Source organism: Paenibacillus sp. 01T431 (assembly GCF_056398625.1).
The window spans coordinates 513,494-532,139 of sequence record NZ_JBFTPT010000001.1; the positions used below are offsets into that span (position 1 = coordinate 513,494).

General features: G+C 47.4%; 9 protein-coding genes. 7 read left to right on the plus strand and 2 right to left on the minus strand.

Annotated features, from left to right (window positions below; translation table 11 throughout):
- Positions 1 to 5: 5 nt before the first annotated feature.
- The 6 genes from AC1DM9_RS02130 to AC1DM9_RS02155 all read left to right on the plus strand — a co-directional run bounded on the left by AC1DM9_RS02130 (position 6) and on the right by AC1DM9_RS02155 (position 9,350).
- Positions 6 to 1,358, plus strand: a complete 1,353-nt coding sequence (locus AC1DM9_RS02130; RefSeq protein ID WP_477578253.1) for a lipopolysaccharide biosynthesis protein — start codon at positions 6 to 8, stop codon at positions 1,356 to 1,358.
- Between the two features lies 1 nt (position 1,359).
- Positions 1,360 to 2,313, plus strand: a complete 954-nt coding sequence (locus tag AC1DM9_RS02135; RefSeq protein ID WP_430059514.1) for a polysaccharide pyruvyl transferase family protein — start codon at positions 1,360 to 1,362, stop codon at positions 2,311 to 2,313.
- Between the two features lie 73 nt (positions 2,314 to 2,386).
- On the plus strand, positions 2,387 to 3,754 hold the full coding sequence (locus AC1DM9_RS02140; protein ID WP_477578255.1) for a sugar phosphate nucleotidyltransferase: 1,368 nt from the start codon (positions 2,387 to 2,389) through the stop codon (positions 3,752 to 3,754).
- A gap of 29 nt (positions 3,755 to 3,783) precedes the next feature.
- Positions 3,784 to 5,124, plus strand: coding sequence for a UDP-glucose dehydrogenase family protein (locus AC1DM9_RS02145; RefSeq protein ID WP_477578257.1), 1,341 nt, complete (start codon positions 3,784 to 3,786; stop codon positions 5,122 to 5,124).
- Between the two features lie 28 nt (positions 5,125 to 5,152).
- Entirely contained in the window at positions 5,153 to 8,395 is a 3,243-nt protein-coding gene (locus tag AC1DM9_RS02150) for a hypothetical protein (protein ID WP_477578259.1), read from the plus strand.
- An 85-nt stretch (positions 8,396 to 8,480) separates the two neighbouring features.
- Positions 8,481 to 9,350, plus strand: coding sequence for a hypothetical protein (locus AC1DM9_RS02155; protein ID WP_477578261.1), 870 nt, complete (start codon positions 8,481 to 8,483; stop codon positions 9,348 to 9,350).
- A gap of 55 nt (positions 9,351 to 9,405) precedes the next feature.
- On the opposite strand, the gene AC1DM9_RS02160 is transcribed toward AC1DM9_RS02155, so the two are convergent.
- A complete protein-coding gene (locus AC1DM9_RS02160) occupies positions 9,406 to 9,762 on the minus strand; it encodes a helix-turn-helix domain-containing protein (protein ID WP_441884881.1) in 357 nt (118 codons plus the stop codon).
- A gap of 707 nt (positions 9,763 to 10,469) precedes the next feature.
- On the opposite strand from AC1DM9_RS02160, the gene AC1DM9_RS02165 reads away from it, so the two are divergent.
- Positions 10,470 to 17,351, plus strand: a complete 6,882-nt coding sequence (locus AC1DM9_RS02165) for a rhamnogalacturonan lyase family protein (RefSeq protein ID WP_477578263.1) — start codon at positions 10,470 to 10,472, stop codon at positions 17,349 to 17,351.
- Positions 17,352 to 17,425: 74 nt separating this feature from the next.
- Here the strand turns inward: AC1DM9_RS02165 and AC1DM9_RS02170 are convergent, their stop codons facing one another.
- Positions 17,426 to 18,595 carry a hypothetical protein gene (locus AC1DM9_RS02170; RefSeq protein ID WP_477510687.1) on the minus strand — a complete coding sequence of 390 codons (1,170 nt, stop codon included), beginning with the start codon at positions 18,593 to 18,595 and terminating at the stop codon, positions 17,426 to 17,428.
- Positions 18,596 to 18,646: the final 51 nt, after the last annotated feature.

The window sequence follows — 18,646 nt, forward strand, 5'->3', positions numbered from 1 at the left end:
AAGCTATGGCACAGCTTGCTATATCAAAAGCGTGGAGAGGCAACGGCCTCGTTCAAACGATTATGCGCACGAGTGCAACGAACCTGCTAGTCATGGTTATCAGCACGCTGACGTCCATCGTGACGGCGCGTATGTTCGGCGTTGTTGGCAAGGGCGAATTTTCAGCCATTTTGTTTTGGCCAACGCTTCTCGCGGGTCTTGTTGGCTTCGGCCTGCCGACCTCTCTTATTTATAATATGAAGCAAAACAAAGGCAGCGGCAGCGATTTTGTTAGAGCGGGTTTTCTATTTCAAATTCCCGTTAGCATCATCATTGGCGTGGTCGCGTGGATATGGCTGCCGGTTTGGCTCGGCAACTATCCTGCTGACATCATTCAAATTACGAGATGGTATACGGTACTCATGCTGCCGATTCTACTCGCTATTAATTTAATATCGGCGCTGGCGCAAAGTACTGGCAAGTTTAACATTTATAACGGTCTGCGCTTATTGGTTCCGCTGTGCAATCTGGTTGGGCTCTTGGGGTTATGGGCGATTGGCGATTTAAGCCTGCATAATGCTTCGCTTGTATTTCTCGTAACCAGCGTGCTTGTCGTTTCATGGTCACTCTATAGTTTAAGAGAAACGCTTCAGATGAACTGGTTGAAGGGACTCGGCAATCGGCTGGCAGCGAAAGCGTTATTCGGCTATGGAAGCAAAGTGTTCGGAGTGGAGCTTCTCGGCACGCTTTACACACAGTTTGACAAGCTTGTCATTCTATCGATGCTGACTGCTAGAGAACTAGGGCTGTACACCGTCGTTTATGCGCTGTCCCGCGTATTCAATGTCGTACAGATGGCGATTACGAACGTTGTGTTCCCGAAGGTTACCGGCATGGAGAAGTCAGCCATCATCGCAACGGTAGGCAGGGCGTTTCGGCTATCGATGCTGCTGATGACGATTGTCGTCATCCCGAGCATGTTCATCGGGCGTTATTTGATGGGCATCCTGTTCGGAGCGCCGTTCCTTGAAGCAAGCGGGGCCTTCTATCTGCTGTCGTTCGAATGCATTCTCGGCGGGGGCTCATGGATTTTGGCATCCTCTTTTAATGCGATGGGCCGTCCAGGGCTGGTGCTTGTCCGCCAGCTTATTGCCTTAGCGGCAACCATCGGATTGTTTTTTCTGTTTACACCCTTGTATGGGCTAAATGGAATTGCACTTGCTTTATTAATCGGCGCAGTCATTCGTTTAGTAGTGACGTTGGCCTCGATGAGAATTATTTTCCAAGTAAAGCTATCAGGGATGTTGTTTGATAAAAATGATTTCCGTTTTTTAATTGAGCGTTTGAAAGACAAAAAACAACGTAAAGGAGCGCGTTGATATGCAAGTTGAAACACAGGTACATCCGATGGAGGGCCTCAAAAAGATGCTTCTCCGAATTACGAAGGTGATACCACCGGGTTCAAGCATTTATTATATCGATTATCCCGTTTACAACAATGGCGGCGATTTGCTCATTATGAAGGGTGCAGAGGCGTTTTTTAAAGACAATCATATCCGCGTGGCTGCGCGTTATAGCGTTCTTGATTTTCCAGACAAGCTGACCATTCCGAATGATCAAATTATCGTGCTTCAAGGCGGAGGCAACTTTGGTGATTTGTACCCGGTTCATCAGAAGCTGCGGGAGAAAATCGTAAAGGATTATCCTAATCACCGAATTGTACTGCTGCCGCAGACGATTTTCTTCGAGAAGGAAGCGGAGTATGATCGCACGGCGCGTATTTTTAACGCGCATAAGGATGTTCATCTTTTTGTACGGGATACGCTGTCCTATGGGATAGCAGCTCAAAAATTTGATAAATGCTGCGTATACTTATCGCCGGATATGGCACATCAGCTGTGGCCGATTTTGCCCAAAAGCAGCCCCGGCAAGGAGCTGCTCTGCTTCTTCCGTACCGACATCGAGAAGACAAGCGAGCAGGCGAGCTTTGAACTGGCAGGGAGAGGCGATTATTTGGACTGGGCTTCCCTATACAATCGCGTCGAGAAAAAATCAATTAAGATGATCGGGCAAATGATGACGAAAAGCGGTGTCCCTCTGCCGATGCAGGCGATATGGGGCAAGTACTCCGACTATCTCGTAGACAAAGCGGTCAAGCGCTTCAGCGGCTATCGCATCGTGCAAACCTCTAGGCTGCACGGGCATATATTATCCTGCTTGATGGACAAGCCTAATACGCTGCTCGATAACTCATATGGCAAAAACTCGAACTACTACAATACATGGACCAGCGGGATCAAGTCAGCGCAGCTGGTGGTGAAGAACGAAGCATAATGATCTTGGCATATCGAAGAGAGTAAGTGCAAATCGAATCACCGTATCATAAAAACGATTAGGAGGAATCAACATGAAGATTGTTCTTCTATCCGGAGGCTCGGGCAAGCGGCTGTGGCCGTTGTCGAACGAATCGAGATCCAAGCAGTTTTTGAAGGTGCTAAAAGACGAGAGCGGCGAGCGTGAATCGATGGTTCAGCGCGTATGGGGACAAATCACGAAGGCGGGTTTACGCGAGCATGCTTATATCGCAACAAGCAAGCCGCAGGTAGATATGATCCATAGTCAGCTCGGAAGCGAGATTGAAGTGATCGTCGAGCCGGAAAGAAGGGATACCTTCCCTGCTATCGCGCTCGCAGCAACCTATTTATATTCGGTGCAAGGCGTAAGCTTGAATGAAACAGTCGTTGTCATGCCAGTTGATCCCTACGTGGAGCAATCGTTTTTCCATAAGACGAAGGAGCTTGAACTGGTTTTGAATGAATCAGGAGCAGATTTAGCGCTTATGGGCGTGAAGCCAACGTATCCTTCGGAAAAATACGGCTATATCGTTCCTGAGCTTGCAGCTGAGGCGAACAATTATGTCAATGTAAACAGCTTTAGAGAAAAACCCCGCGAAGAAGAAGCGGCAGCCATGATTGAGCAGGCTGCACTTTGGAACTGCGGGGTTTTTGCATTCAAGCTTGATTTTCTCATTAACATTCTGATTGCTAGTGAACTGCCGATTCAATACGACGAGATGCTGAAGCAATACGGGAAGATGCCGAAAAACAGCTTTGACTATGAAATCGTAGAAAAGTCCAATCATATCGTGGCATTGCCATATGAGGGCGATTGGAAAGACCTTGGAACTTGGAACACCTTGACCGAGGAAATTGAAACGCCGCTTATTGGAAAAGGGATTATTTCGGGAGATTCAACGAACACGCATGTCATTAATGAGCTCGACATCCCGATTACGCTGCTGAATGTATCGAATGTCATTGTAGCGGCGAGTCCGGACGGGATTTTGGTATCGGACAAAGCGGCTAGTCCAATGATCAAGGAGGTCATGAAGCATTCCGACCAGCGTCCGATGTATGAGGAGCGTCGTTGGGGCCGCTATCGTGTGCTTGATTATTTGAAATATCCCGACGGCAAGGAAGTGCTGACTAAACGAATATGCGTTGCGCCAGGACGGAACTTAAGCTATCAATATCATCTGCTGAGAGATGAGGTATGGACGATTGTTGCCGGACATGGCGTCATGGTGCTGAATGGTCGAAGCTTTGAAGTGAAATCAGGCGATGTGCTAACGATATCGAAAGAAAGCCTTCATAGTCTGCGCGCAGAAACAGAAATGGACATTATCGAAATTCAGACAGGGACGGAGCTTATTGAAGAGGACATCGTCCGGCTTGCCTTCGATTGGAATGAGATTATGCAAATATGCACCGTATAAATAAATCATTCAATGAAGGAGCGAATAGCATGAACATCACGGTTATTGGAACTGGCTACGTGGGGCTCGTGTCGGGCATTTGTTATGCGGAGCTTGGCAATCGCGTCATTTGCGTAGACAAGGACCCGCGCAAAATTGAGACACTAAACGCTGGCGGCATTCCGATCTATGAGCCAGGCCTCAAGGAGCTCGCAGCGTCGAACCGAGCAGCAGGAATGCTCACCTTCACGACTGATTTGCGAAGCGCGGTACAGCAATCGGACATTATTATTTTGGCGGTAGGAACACCGCCGCTGCCAAATGGCGAGGCTAATCTATCTTACATTGACCAAGCAGCCATAGAGATTGCAAAGGCGATGAACGGTTATAAAATCATAGCGGTAAAAAGCACCGTACCCGTTGGAACGAATGAACGTCTAGCAACCGTCATCGCCTCCCATACGAGTGAGTTGTTTGACAGTATCTCGCTGCCAGAGTTTTTGCGCGAGGGCTCGGCGATACAAGATACGCTGCATCCCGATCGCATTATTATTGGAGCCAGCTCACAAAGCGCAGCAGAAATTATGAAGCTGCTTCATATTCCCTTAACGGAACAAATCGTTATTACAGATATTCGCAGCGCTGAAATGATTAAATATGCGTCCAATGCATTTCTGGCTACCAAAATATCATTTATCAATGAGATCGCTAATATTTGCGAGRAGGTAGGCGCAGATGTAACGAAGGTAGCTGAAGGAATGGGTTATGACAAGCGAATTGGCCCATCATTCCTAAAAGCGGGAATCGGCTACGGGGGCTCTTGTTTTCCTAAAGATACAAGCGCCTTAATTCAAATTGCCGGACATGTTGATTATGAGTTCAAGCTGCTGCGCTCGGTAGTAGAGGTCAATCAGGATCAACGCTTCAACGTCATTCGCAAGCTGGAGACGATATTTCAAGGTGAGCTTTCAGGCAAGACGATTGCAGTATGGGGGCTTGCATTCAAGCCGAATACCGATGATGTGCGCGATTCGCCGGCATCGGAAATTATTCAACATTTGGTGGACAACGGCGTTAAGGTCAAGGCTTATGACCCTATTGCGACTGACAACTTCCGCACTTTATATGAAATTAGCGGTGTTGAATGGTGTGAGGACGCGATGGAAGCGGCAAAAGATGCGGATGCGCTTTGCTTGCTGACAGAGTGGGAGGAGTTCTCGCATGTTGACCTTGGACTGCTTCAACAAGTATTGAAAAGTCCGATTCTGATTGACGGCCGCAATGTTTTCGAAGAGGAGCATTTGGTTGGTACTGAATTTGTTTATTACTCCGTAGGCCGCCCTAGCCTTAATCAAGGCGTAAAGCAGCAAATACCTGTATTACAATTTTAAACCAAACTAATGACCAGAGGTGAATGAAATGACGTTTCGAAAAAAAGTAACCTTATCCGCGCTGGCGATCTCCATGCTTACAGCATCGCTAGGCGGATTGCCGCTCAGCCAGAAAGGGCTGACCGAGAAGCTGGGATTTGTTCAAGCGGCGAGTGCGGCAGAAGCTGCGCTGCCTTCAAGCGTGTTTTTGGAGCGTATGCAGGCTCTATATGCAGCACTAGCAGCTGGGGACAAGAAGGACATGCAAGAGGTTAAAAATTTGCGAGATGAAATTGCCGGTCTGGATGAGGCAACAAATCAGCAGCTGATCGATCCGATTTGGACCAAAATTAGCGAGAAGCTTCCTGAGTCTGCCGATAAAGCGGAACTTAAAGCGAGCCTGTTCCGGTTGATCAAGGCTGTAGGCTCCTTCCGTTACGACCCTGAAGCCTCTGATTTGGAGGCTATTCGCACGAATCCAGAGTTTCGTGCAACGTTAAAGACGATTGCAGCTGCCGGCGGTGACGAGAACATCCGATTAGAAGACTTTCTTGTCTTTATGTTTGGCGATGGCAGCAGCCGTAAAGGCGTTGAAGGAACGATTGGCAGCCTGATCGCGGAGAAGTCTCCGGAGGAGCTGATTTTGCTGCTTGGCAATAAGCAGGGCATTGTAACGGTTCTTCTTCAAGCGATGGAGAAGCTGATGGGTGAGACAAAGGAGTACAAGTTCAGCTCTATTTTGAAAAATTTAGGCGTGACGCCGCAGGATGTAAGAGCGACCGTACAAAACTTCCAGGTGAAGCTTCAGAAGGACGAGCCTGCGATCAGCGCGATGACTGTGGCGTATATTCGTTCAAGCGTGAAGTCAAGCGTGAAAATAGACTACACCGGTCGTGTGCATTCGTATAGCTTAAATGTGTTCGGCGTATATCTTTTCCCACAAGTGCTGCAATGGTCAAAGGTATCCGGCGATTCTAATGTAAAGGTATTGCCTACGGGTGTCGTTACTATACCGGATGCTGCGAAAACCGGCACAGCTGTTATTCAGGCTAAGCTGATTAATCCATACGGTGGCTCGGCGAAAGTCATATTTGAGCAAGAGGTAACCTTAAACGCTGCAATTTCGCATGAGACCGAATTTCCTGTAGAGTCATTCCTTGCGCGGATGAATAAGCTGCATTCTGCTCTAGCAGCAGGAGATCCAGCAGATATTGGGGCTGTTCGCAATTTGCGTGATGAGCTTGCTGGGCTGGACTTTGCTAAGGATCACAATTTAATTGATCCGATTTGGAAGAAGATTGCGGCTAAGCTGCCCGCAGAAGCAGACCAAGCAAAGCTGAAGGCTGTTTTATTCAATATGGTTAAGGAAATTAGCTTGATTCCATATGACCCGCAGGCTGCAAGTTTAGAGGAGATTCGCAAAAATCCAGAATATCGTGCTGTGTTAGCTGAGCTTGGAGCAGCCGGAGGCGGCGAAACTAGCTTTGTAATAGACGATATTCTCATGTTTTTATTTGGCGATGGTGGCGTTAACCCAGGTGTAGATGGCGCGATAAGGCAGAAGCTTGCCAGCCTGTCACCGACTCAGCTGCTGCAGTTGATTGGAGATAAGCAAGCGATTTCCACACTGCTGCTCGAGAAGACAGAGGAGCTGCTAAGTGAAACCGGCAATTATAAGTTGAGCTCCGTTTTAAGCCAGTTGGGTGTAACTGCGGAGGAGTCTGCTGCGACCATGCTTAACTTCCAAGCTCGATTGAAGATGGATGAGCCGGCAATTCAAGCGCTAATTATCGCTCATATGCGCTCTGAAGCTGTCGAGGCTGTTAAAGTCAGTGAAGATGGCCGTGAGCAAAAATTCAGCTTGAAGGTGTTCGGCGTGGATGTTCCGCCGCTTGCGCTGCGGTGGAGCAAAGTATCTGGAAGCAAAGATGTGAAAGTATCTACTGGCGGTACGGTTACGCTTCCGCGAGGCGTTGCCAGCGGATCGGCGGTTGTTCAAGCCACATTGATTAACCCATATGGTGGACAAGCTAAAGTTATATTTGAGAAAGAGGTTACGTTAACAGCTACAAATGGAGAGGGAGAACACTTCCCGGCAGAAGAATTCCTTGAGAGAATGAATAAGCTTCACGCGGCACTGCTTGCTGGAGATCCTTCGGATGTGCAGGATGTACGCAATTTGCGCGATGAGATCGCCAAGCTTGATTTTGCCAAGGATCAATCACTTATTGATCCTGTCTGGGTCAAAATTGCTCCTAAGCTTCCTGCATCGGTTAATCAAGCGGAGCTGAAGAAGACTGTGTTCCAGATCATTCAGTCTGTAGGCTCCCTGCAATATGATCCAGAAGCGAAGGGACTTGAAGCGATTCGAACGAATCCAGAATTCCGTGCTGCACTGAAGACGATTGCCGCAGCAGGCGGGGTAACAAGCCTCAGCATGGATGATTTCCTCGTTCTGTTGTTCGGTGATGGAGCTGACCGCCTTGGTGTTGAAGGGACCGTTCGCAAAATTATCTCGGATATGAAGCCGCAGGAGATCGCTCAGCTGCTCGGCAACAAGGAAAAAATAAATGCGGTTATTATGGAAGCCATGGGTGAAATTTTATCCAAAAAGGATGATTATGCATTAAGCGAGGCGCTGAACAACTTAGGTGTTAAATCGGCTGATGTACGACTATCTGTTTTTAAATTCCAACTAAAGCTGAAATATGATGAGCGGGCCCTTAACGCATTAACAGTTGCTTATATCCGTTCAGAAGTTATTTCGGCGGTGAAGATTACGGCTAGCGGAAGGCAGCATGAATACAGCTTGAAGCTGCTTGGCACTGTTTTGCCATCCTCGTTCTTGAAATGGAAGAAAGTATCGGGAAGCAAAGATGTCACGGTCGATTCGCGAGGGAAAGTAACGATTCCGAAAAAGGTTGCTAATGGTACGGCTGTTATTCAAGCGACGTTAGTGAATCCATACGGCGGCTCTGCTAAAGTGATTTTCCAGCAAGAGGTGACGCTCGTTAATGAAGATGTGGAAATTGATCCTAAGGCAGAGTTTAAGAGAATAGCTGAAGAATTGGATAGCAAGCTGAACGAGGTTAAGAAAAAGCTGAAAGCAGCGACCAACGATGAGCAGAAGGCACAACTGATCATGGATGTTGTACAGGCTAGAAATGTAGCTGTTGATGAGATTAATAAAGTAAAAACAACGAACGCGCTGAAAAATAAGGCGATAAACGAAACGAAAAGCAAGGTCAACAAATTGCTTACTACTATTATTACGGAAATCATGCGATCTTAACAAAAAGCAGCCAGTCTTCCTTCTCGTCTAAGAGAAAGGAGACTGGCTTCTTTCTATTCAAAACGGAAGGTGGTATGAGCATAATATGAGCAAGCATCATGCAAGGAAGAAACGGCGTCCTCGGCTTCAGAAGCCGGATACGATTAATATTATTTTAGGCTCGCTAACGCTTATTCTATTATTTGTGTGGGGCGGTCTCTATTGGAATGAATCCTCACAACAATCACTTATTGTGAATGCGAATGGCGCAGCAATAAACGAGCAAGCACAGCTGAGTGAGGAAGAACTGTATGGGACTGCTCCTGAGAAAACGAGTCCAACTGTAGATGGCGTACCGCCAACAACTGACAAAACCGGCAAACCAGTGGAACAGGTGGCGGGTAAGCCTGCTGGAAGTGGAGGGGAAGCTGTACTGCCGGAGAAAGAGGCGGATAAGCCGGCTGGGGAAAATGAAAATCCTTTGCCCGTTCAGACGACGAAGCCATCAAGTACAACTAAACCGAACAAAGGGACGGAGACGAAGCCGAATGATGGTTCAACGTCAACGCCAACGACAAAACCAAAGCCAACGCCTTCGCCTTCGCCTGATCAGCCAAATGTGCCGGAAACGGAAGCTCCAATTACGTCAACGGAAAAGTATGAGCAGCAGATTGTCCAGATTCAAGCTAAGTGTACGCAGGATATGAATGATGTATTGGCAGGAGCGGAAACAAGTGTTGCGCAATTGGATATGTCTGACCCTTACGCGTTTCAGGAGTTAAGCCAGAAATGGATGGACGGGCTTTCGAAGGTGGAAGCGACATGCAGTACAAAAATGCAGGGAATTATTGCACAAGCAGAAAAGGATAATGTGGAGGCAGAAATTACGGATAAGTGGGAGCAAACGTTCAGCGATCTCATGCTGCAGCTTCAAGGGCAATTCGAGGCGAAGCTGCTGCAATTGATGGGCGGTTGAAGCTAAGAACGTTTGGAGTTCCTTATTTTAATCAAATATAGATATAGTGGATAGATCATCCATCCTTTGGCAAGGTGCGATCGCGGAGTACACGTTCGAGCAAGTTGCGAATTAAATCCAGGTCGTCCTTTTCCAAAGGAACCCCATCCCAGTGCAGCTGATCATAATTCAAATATTCCTTCGCATTATGATTGAGCTCGATTGGCGGCTCAGGATAATCAGTAAGCCCAAGAAGATAATCAGCGGAAGTGCGCAGCTTGCGTGAAATGGTTTGAATGGATTCAAGAGTCGGCTGTCGATAGCCGGATTCATAGCCTGCATAGGTGCTTTTCGCAACTCCTAAATAATCAGCAACTTCCTGCATCGTTAATTTCCTCGATTTACGCAGCTGTTTAAGGCGCTTCGCAAACATCAATATCCCCCCTCTCCAACGTCACAATGTCTATTTTAAATGATCATATTGCTTGCAAGGTAAATGCACACATAATTATATCATGTTTTCCAATTGCATGTACAAATCCGAACACTAGCTTGTTGTAAGCAACCTTACAGCCGCCAAAAGTCCCGCTCCGACTGCGAATTGACTCCATAAGCACATATATGTGCTTACAGCCGCCAAACTCATGATACTTCAAGGCTCTAAGAACATATACGTGCTAACAGCCAATTTAGATCACTATTTCAACGGTGGTTTTACTCCATAAGCACATATATGTGCTTACAGCGGCCAAACTCATGATACTTCAAGGCTCTAAGAACATATACGTTCTAATAGCCACCATAAATCCCCACTCCAACGGCCCACCTAACTCTATAAGCGTATATATGTACCTGCAGTTACCAAACTAACATAACTTTAAGGCTTTTAGAACACCGACGTGCTTACAGTCACCTTCACTAATCAACAGCCCAGTATGCCGCCGCCGAAGTCTGTCGTTTTTGCAAAAGCTGCCTAAATACACGGATATTTGAACAATCATTATGGTTTTTTCTAATGAAAGCGCATTCTTTATAAGAGTACTATTAAGAGGTAAATATTTCTTGGTAAAAATTTTGCATGATTGCTAGAAACGTTTACAGCTTATTTTAGCCCATTTATGAAAGGGGAACAAATGCTGAATGAGTAAGCGATTGAAACGGAGCATGTCGTTAGTATTGGCAGTAGTTATGGTTTTCTGCACGGTTTTTGCTGGATTTACAAATGAGCAAGCAGAGGCCGCGCAAACTGCACAGCCGCAGATGTGGAAGTTTGATTTTGGTTCAGCGCCAGCACCTGCTGGAAGTACAGGCGGTCCTGTTGCGGATGGTTATATCGGAATTACTGGAACGACGCTTTATACACCTGAGAAGGGCTATGGTTTGGATATGAATCTTGCTTCTCGTTTTCGAGGGGCAGAATCACCGGATAACGTAATTAATGATTTTGTTTTGGGAGGAACCAATGTTCCTTTTGTATTCAAAGCGGACATACCTAATGGCAACTACAAGGTCACGCTTTATTCCGGTGATCTTCTACAAACGACTTCTACCTACAAAACGAAGGTAACGATTGAGGATGTAGCCGGGGAATCTATCAACTCTCGCAGAGCTGTAGAGAGCAAGGTTTATAATGCTTCAGTCGCAGATGGACAACTAAATATTCAACTGACAGGCGATGGAACATTCAGTGTTTTGAACGCTGTCATCATCGAGCAAGTACTTCCTTCTGCGCCAGAAGGACTCATGCTGACGAGTATAAGCGCAAGCGGAGTTTCAATGAAATGGACAGCTGTCACGGATGCGGTTTATTACCATGTATACCGTACGACTGGCGGCAGTGAGCCAAGTGTGCCGTTTGCTGAGCAAATCAAAGAAACGAGCTATTCCGATGCTAATGTAAGTGTTGGGGACAGCTATACGTATTATGTTTCGTCCGTCAATGCCTTTGGCCAGCAATCGCCTTTAAGCACAGCTAGCGAGGCTGCCTCGATTCCGATGCCGCAGTCTCCTGTTGTTCCCACCAATCTAGCGGTTACCGAAGTGAATGCCGCCTCTATTCGGCTTGCTTGGGGCGCTTCTGCCGGAGCGGCGGACTATGTGGTATATCGTTCGGATGCAGTGGATGGGACGTATGCTGAGATTGGCCAATCAGCAGCATTGTCGTATATCGATCAAACTGCGAATACTGCTATCGTGCAATATTACAAAATAAAAGCACGGAATGGACAAGTCTTGTCCGACTTCTCGGCCTACGCGGCAAGCACCGTGTATGTGCCGCCGATCGTCTTGCCGGATGGAGATGTGAAACGTTTTGATTTTGGAAAAGGTTGGGCAGCCGATGGTTATGTTTCCGTTTCCTCTGCGGTTGCTTATTCTGCGGAGCGAAAATACGGATTCGGTGATCCGGCAAAGGTAAGCTTCGTCGACCGCGGCACAGCGGATGCGCTGCGCTCGGACTTCAGCATCGTAAAGGACACATCCTTCATTGTGGATCTGCCGAATGCAGATTACACCGTGTCTCTTATTGCAGGGGATCTGAATGACGTAACGGATATTTCAATTACGGTCGAGAACATGGAAAAGGTAAAACGACTGGACGGCAATGCGGTTAGGCCAGCAGGTCAATTTCTTGAAATGAGCTTTGATATTGCGCTCGTAGACGGGCAGCTGAACTTCGAGTTTGCGGGTACTGCTCCAAAAATCAACGCGCTCGTCATTACGAAAAAGGCGGAGCGTACACCAGGCGAGCTGCCTACAGTTTATCTAGCAGGTGATTCTACAGTACAAACGTACGATCCGTACTGGCTTCCACAAGCGGGCTGGGGACAAATGATTCCAAGCTTTTTCTCTGAAAATGTTATTTTCAAAAATCATGCGATCGGAGGTCGTAGCACCAAAAACTTTATATCCGAAGGCCGCTTGGACGAGGTGCTGAGAGCTATTAAGCCGGGCGATTATTTCCTCGTGCAATTTGGTCATAATGATGCAACGATTAGCGTTCCGGATCGTTATGCATCTCCAGCTGATTACAAAAACTATTTGAAAACGTATGTAAACGGCGCGAAGCAGCGCGGAGCAACGCCAATTCTTGTGACGCCGATGGGCAGGCGCAGCTTCAACGCCGAGACTGGAAAGTTTAACGTCAGCTTCCCAGAATACGTGCAAGCGATGAAGGAAGTTGGGCAGGAGCTTGACGTTAATGTGGTCGATTTGAGCACGCTGAGTATTGCGTATTACGATTCAATCGGTCCAGCAGCAACGTTATCGGTGTTCCTTCATACGCCAGCTGGTGTATACGGAGCATTCCCGAATGGCTCAGCTGATGATACGCATTTCCAAGAATATGGCGCCATCCAGCTCGCGCGTATGCTTTCGGCAGCGATCAAGCAGCTGGATTTGCCTCTGGCTCAATCGGTAAAAGAAATTGAATTGCCAGCAAACGTGCCAGCTAAGCCGACCAGCCTTGTCGCTGGAAGCATAAGCAATGCAGGAGCATTGCTCAAATGGGACAAAACAGCAACAGCTGATATTTACAAAATCTATCGCAAGCTTTCCTCAGAGCCGGATAGCGCGTATGCTATGATTGGTACTTCTACACTTCCGACGCTGAATATGGGCGGCCTTGTTGAAGGGAACAGCTATCATGTTTATGTGACAGCAGTGAATGGCAAAGGAGAGTCTGCGCCATCCGATCCCATCTTTATTCAAACGAAATCGGCATTGTACAAATATGATTTCGGAACGATTGGCGGTGTAGTTGAGGCTGGTTATACCGAGGTTACTCGCAATACGATTTACACCGCTGAACGCGGATATGGCATAACAGACAGCACAGGTATGATAGATCGCGACCGCGGAGCGGGTACGGATGCGCTCAGACGAGACTTTGTTGCTTATTTTGGCAATAGCTATGAATTCAAAGTAGACCTGCCAAACGGTTATTATTCAGTCAAAACCTATACGGGGGACTGGATCGGGTCAACGAAAACGAATATTAATATTGAAAATAAGGATTATGGCACGGTATCATCGGGCAAGGAAAATATTGCTGAACGGGTGTTCAACATGATTGCCGTTAAGGACGGCCAGCTGAACATGATCCTAAGCGGCCAGACTGCTCATTTGAATGGAGTTGAAATAACGCCGCTGCTTCTAGCGCCTACAAAGCTAGAGCTAAACGATCTTGATTTGAGCAGCAATCCAATTAAGGCGGAGCTTTCATGGACGGGAGTAGCAGATGCTGTAAAATATCATGTTTATCGCAAGGCTACTGTCGCAAGCAGCGCTGAGCTGCTAGGCGAGACGACGCAACCAACGTTTACTGATACTAGCGCGGATGTTGGCCTTGAATACGTATATTCGGTGTCGGCAATAGACAATACCGGATTTGAGTCGGTGACATCCAATTTCCTACAGGTGTCCATGATTGATCCGAATGTGGAGAAAGCAGCGATTCCATCTGGCCTTGCGCTTGCTTCCATTCACAAAAACGATATCAGCTTCACTTGGGATGCCGTTCCACAAGCAAGAATGTACAATGTGTATCGCGCCAAAGAAGCGAATGGCCCTTATACGTTGATTGGAAAGTCATCTACGGCAGCTTATACCGACAACACCGTTTTGACGACGATTCCTTATTACTATAAAGTGGCCTCTGTCAATGAGGGCGGCATTTCTGAGCTGTCGGGTGCTTTGGAGACACAGGCAATTACAACGCTTGTTCGCGCAATGGAGTATCTGGATCGTTCGCCTGTCGCCATTAAGACGGAGAACGGCAACTATATGGGATGGCGTATGTTAGGACTTGATCCAGAGTCAATCGGCTTCAATGTTTATCGTGACGGCGTCAAGCTTAACGACGAGCTAATCACGAAGAGCACGAACTATGTGGATACGGCGGGTACAGACACATCCTCGTACCATATTGCATCAGTGCTGAGCGGTGTTGAGCAGGCGGCGACCAGCAGCTTCGGCGTTTGGCAAAAGCAGTACAAATCAGTGCCGCTGCAGAAGCCAGCCGATGATTATACGAAGGACGGACAGCCGTACTCGTATTCAGCGGGTGACGCTAGCGTAGGGGATCTCGACGGTGACGGTAAATATGAGATTGTCATGTTATGGTCGCCATCCAACAGCAAAGACAATTCCCAAGCCGGTTATACGGGCATTGTGTATATGGATGCTTATAAGCTAGACGGCACGCGGCTATGGCGCATTAATCTCGGACCAAATATTCGAGCAGGAGCGCATTATACGCAGTTTATGGTTTATGACTTGGATGGTGATGGACGTGCGGAAGTAACGTTCAAGACAGCAGATGGCACGATTGACGGAACGGGCAAAGCCATCGGTGATCCTAGCAAGGATTATCGCAACAGTACCGGATATGTTTTGCTAGGCAATGAATATTTAACCGTATTCGAGGGCTTAACTGGAAAAGCGCTTGCCACAACAGAATATGATCCGCCTCGCGGTGATGTTGCAGCGTGGGGAGATGCTTACGGCAATCGGGTAGACCGTTTTCTAGCAGCGGTCGCGTATCTTGACGGCGAGAAGCCGAGCTTGGTTTTTAGCAGAGGGTATTACACACGTACGGTGCTTGCTGCTTATGACTATCGCAATGGTCAGCTGACGAAGCGGTGGGTATTTGACTCTAACAATGAAGGAAACGGCTCCTTTGCAGGCCAGGGGAATCACAATTTATCGATAGGCGATTCGGACGGCGACGGCAAAGACGAAATTCATTTTGGCGCGATGGGTATTGATGACGATGGCAAGCCGCTCTACAATACGGGACTTGGTCACGGTGATGCGATGCACTTTGGCGACCTTGACCCTGAACGTCCGGGACTGGAAATATTCGCTGTACAAGAGCATAGCGACTCCCCATACGGGATGGATTTGAAGGATGCGCGTACAGGCGAAATTATTTGGGGGATTCATACCGGCGTAGATACCGGTCGCGGGATGTCAGCGGATCTCGATCCAAGATATTTGGGTGAAGAGATGTGGAGCGCCAATATTGTAAGTAGCGAGCATATCCCGGTTACAGGATTGTACAGCGCCAAAGGCGAGAAAATAACGACGAGCATCCCAAGCTCGACAAACTTTGGCGTATGGTGGGATGGCGATCTGCTGCGCGAGCTGCAGGATTATAATCGCATCGATAAATGGGATTATATGAATGCAAAAACGGTTAATTTATTGACCGCAGTTGGCTCCTCTACAAATAACTCGACGAAAGCGAACTCTAGCTTGCAGGCTGATTTGTTCGGCGACTGGCGTGAGGAGATCATGTGGCGTTCAGAAGACAGCAGCGAATTTAGAATCTACTCTACTGTGGATGAAACTGAATATCGCATTCATACGCTGATGCATGATCCGAACTATCGTTTAGGAGTAGCTTGGCAAAATGTTGCTTATAACCAGCCGCCGCATCCAAGCTTCTATTTAGGAGACGGAATGGCGATGCCAGCAGCTCCAAATATTCAATATATTCAAGTGCTAGTTACCTCGATAACGGTAACAGCGGCAGGGCAAGCCGATTCTGTTAAGGTAGGCAGCACGCTCCAGATGAATGCAGAGGTTCATATGGATACTGCGGCTAACAAAAGTGTTGTTTGGTCAGTTGTGAATGAGGATGGCAGCCCTACTGCTCTGGCAGCAATCGGAACAGATGGCCTGCTTCATGCGACAGCGGAAGGAAAGGTAACCGTCGTAGCGACGGCTGCGGATGGATCGGGTGTAAAAGGGGAGAAAAAAATTACCCTGCTTGCAGATCCAGTCGTTTCACCAAGTCCAACACCGACACCAACTCCAAGTCCAACACCGGATTCACCGCCTGGTGGTACAGCGCCAACTCCAGCACCTGCTGGCAATCAAGTAACGGTTGAAGCAGTGACAGTGAACGGCAAGGCAACAGCAGTTGTAGAAGCTGCGAATCTCCAAAAAGCGATCGAAGCAGCAGCGAAATCGCTCACCATTAAGGTGAATGCGGTAGGTTCTGCCAAATCAGTAGAGATCAGCATTCGTGGCGGTGCGTTTGCGGGCTGGAATACGAAGGATGAATTATCTTTAACAATTGATACAGGCTCGGCAAAAGTAACCCTTTCGAACAAAGCACTTAAGGGTGCGCTTGGCACAGGTACAGCAACGCTAAAACTATCAATCGATAGGATGGATACTTCTGGACTCTCCGAGGCTATTCGAGAGAAAGTTGGCGATGGAACCGTCTATGATTTCAATCTATATGTAGGCGATAAGAAAATAAGTGAATTCGCGGGCGGCAAGCATGCACTTGAGATAAGTGTTCCTTATGTGCTTAAGCCAGGTGAGAAGCCGGGCAATGTGGTCGTTTATTATATCGCAGACGATGGCAAATTCGAAATCATTCGCAATGGAAAGTATGATGCAAAAACAGGGATGATCACCTTCAAAACGAATCATTTCAGCTATTATTCTAGCCTATACGCGGCATCTGCATTCACGGATCAGAATCAAGCTTTATGGGCAATCGATCCGATTGAAGCATTGGCAGCGCGCAGCATTGTTAATGGCTATGGAGATGGCAGCTTTCAGCCAAATGGCGAGGTGACACGAGGAGCATTTGTGAAAATGCTGATGCTGGCATTAGAGCTAGAAGACAGTGAAGAAGTAAGCAGCTTTAACGACGTGAAAGCAGGCGCATGGTACGCCAGCTCAATTGCCGCAGCTGAGAAGCTTGGCATAATAAAAGGCAAGTCTGACGGAACCTTTGGCGTCAACGAGCTTATCTCACGGCAGGATATGGCCGTTATGGCCTACCGTGCAGCTGAGGTAGCTGGCTTGAAGCTTGTGAGTGGAAGCGCAATTGCTTTCACCGATCAGGAGGAGATTGCCGATTATGCAGCCAAGGCTGTTCAGGAAATGCAGTCGACAGGCATTCTGAACGGCATGTCGGGTAATACATTTATGCCAAATGGATGGAGTACAAGAGCACAAGCAGCAAAAGTCATTTATTCGATGATGAGCATGCTCGAATAAAATACGTCAACTGAGCAGATCCCTATAGCGAAGGAAAGCCGAATGATTCGGATTCCGCAGCTATAGGGATTTTTTTATTCAATAATATCTTGAATATGCCATGGGGACTTAGCGGTTTCTCGTTTGAACATAAAGGTATAAACACTGCTTCGGCGAGGCTTATTCAGCTGATGGATGGATACAGGCAATCTTATTTCGGTCGTTAAAGCATCACCAAGCTCATCGGTGTGGATCTGACCTTTGGATTTTGGCGGGATTTGCTCTCGTATGGAAACGAGTGACTCCATAACATGTAAGATGGAAGCGAGCTTTTCCTTTGGCATTTCTTTGGCGAGCGGAAGCAACAACTCATGGTCTTGATGATACATCGCTTCAACGAAGCTTCTAGCCAGAACGCTCGGCGGAACAGATTCGAAATAAGGTTTGATTTGTCCAGCAGCCTTATGTACCATCATTTGGTGCGCAGGGTCTGGAGTATCTGATTTATGGGTGGAGCTGCCTAGAAAATGAATGCAAAAGTGTCCAGAGAAGCCATTCTCCGGAATGCCGTCTCCGCCATGCGGCATGCCATTCATAGAAGCAGCGATCCAGGTGTCGCCGGAGTGGACGAGTATGGCCTTTCTTTTCCAGCTCCATTTGTCATTATAAATTTGCTTCATAACACGGGAATCTTCTTTCGTTAACGGCTGAACATCTGCATGATCGCTGCCTGCGCGCCGTTGTACATGGAAGGTTAATCCCGTCTCCAGCTCCGTCACGGAAAACATGCTTTTTTTAGGCAAAAGCTCCGTTGCTTGCTGCCATGTCAACAATTTCCCGTAATGCTGTGTCCGCAAACCTTCGGCTAACCGAACCAGCTTCTTAGCTAGCTTGTCAGGCAAAATTATTTTTTCTGCTTTTGCTTCGTTCCAGAGCTGTCCTGAGCGATCCAAGCGATAATGTACCGTTTCAGCAGACTTTAATGCGATGTCTATATCGGAGTAATAGTCTATCTCAGCTTCAGGAACATGCTTGGATTGACGCAAAGCGGCATTTATTTCTTGGCTTTCAATTTGCAACTCGCTCATAAATGAGGATTGTTGGCCAGAGCGGACAGTCATAATCATTATATGTTGCTGCTGCTGCTCATTTGATTTTTTGGGCTTCAACATCAACGTCTGTGCAGCGGCATCGTTGGCTTGTAAGGTTAACAGCGATATAAGAACGAATATAACAACAGCTGCTTTTCTCCAGATCCGGGTCATAAGTTGTCCTCCTCCAATCACAATTGTCGTTATCTTTATATTCAGCCAATT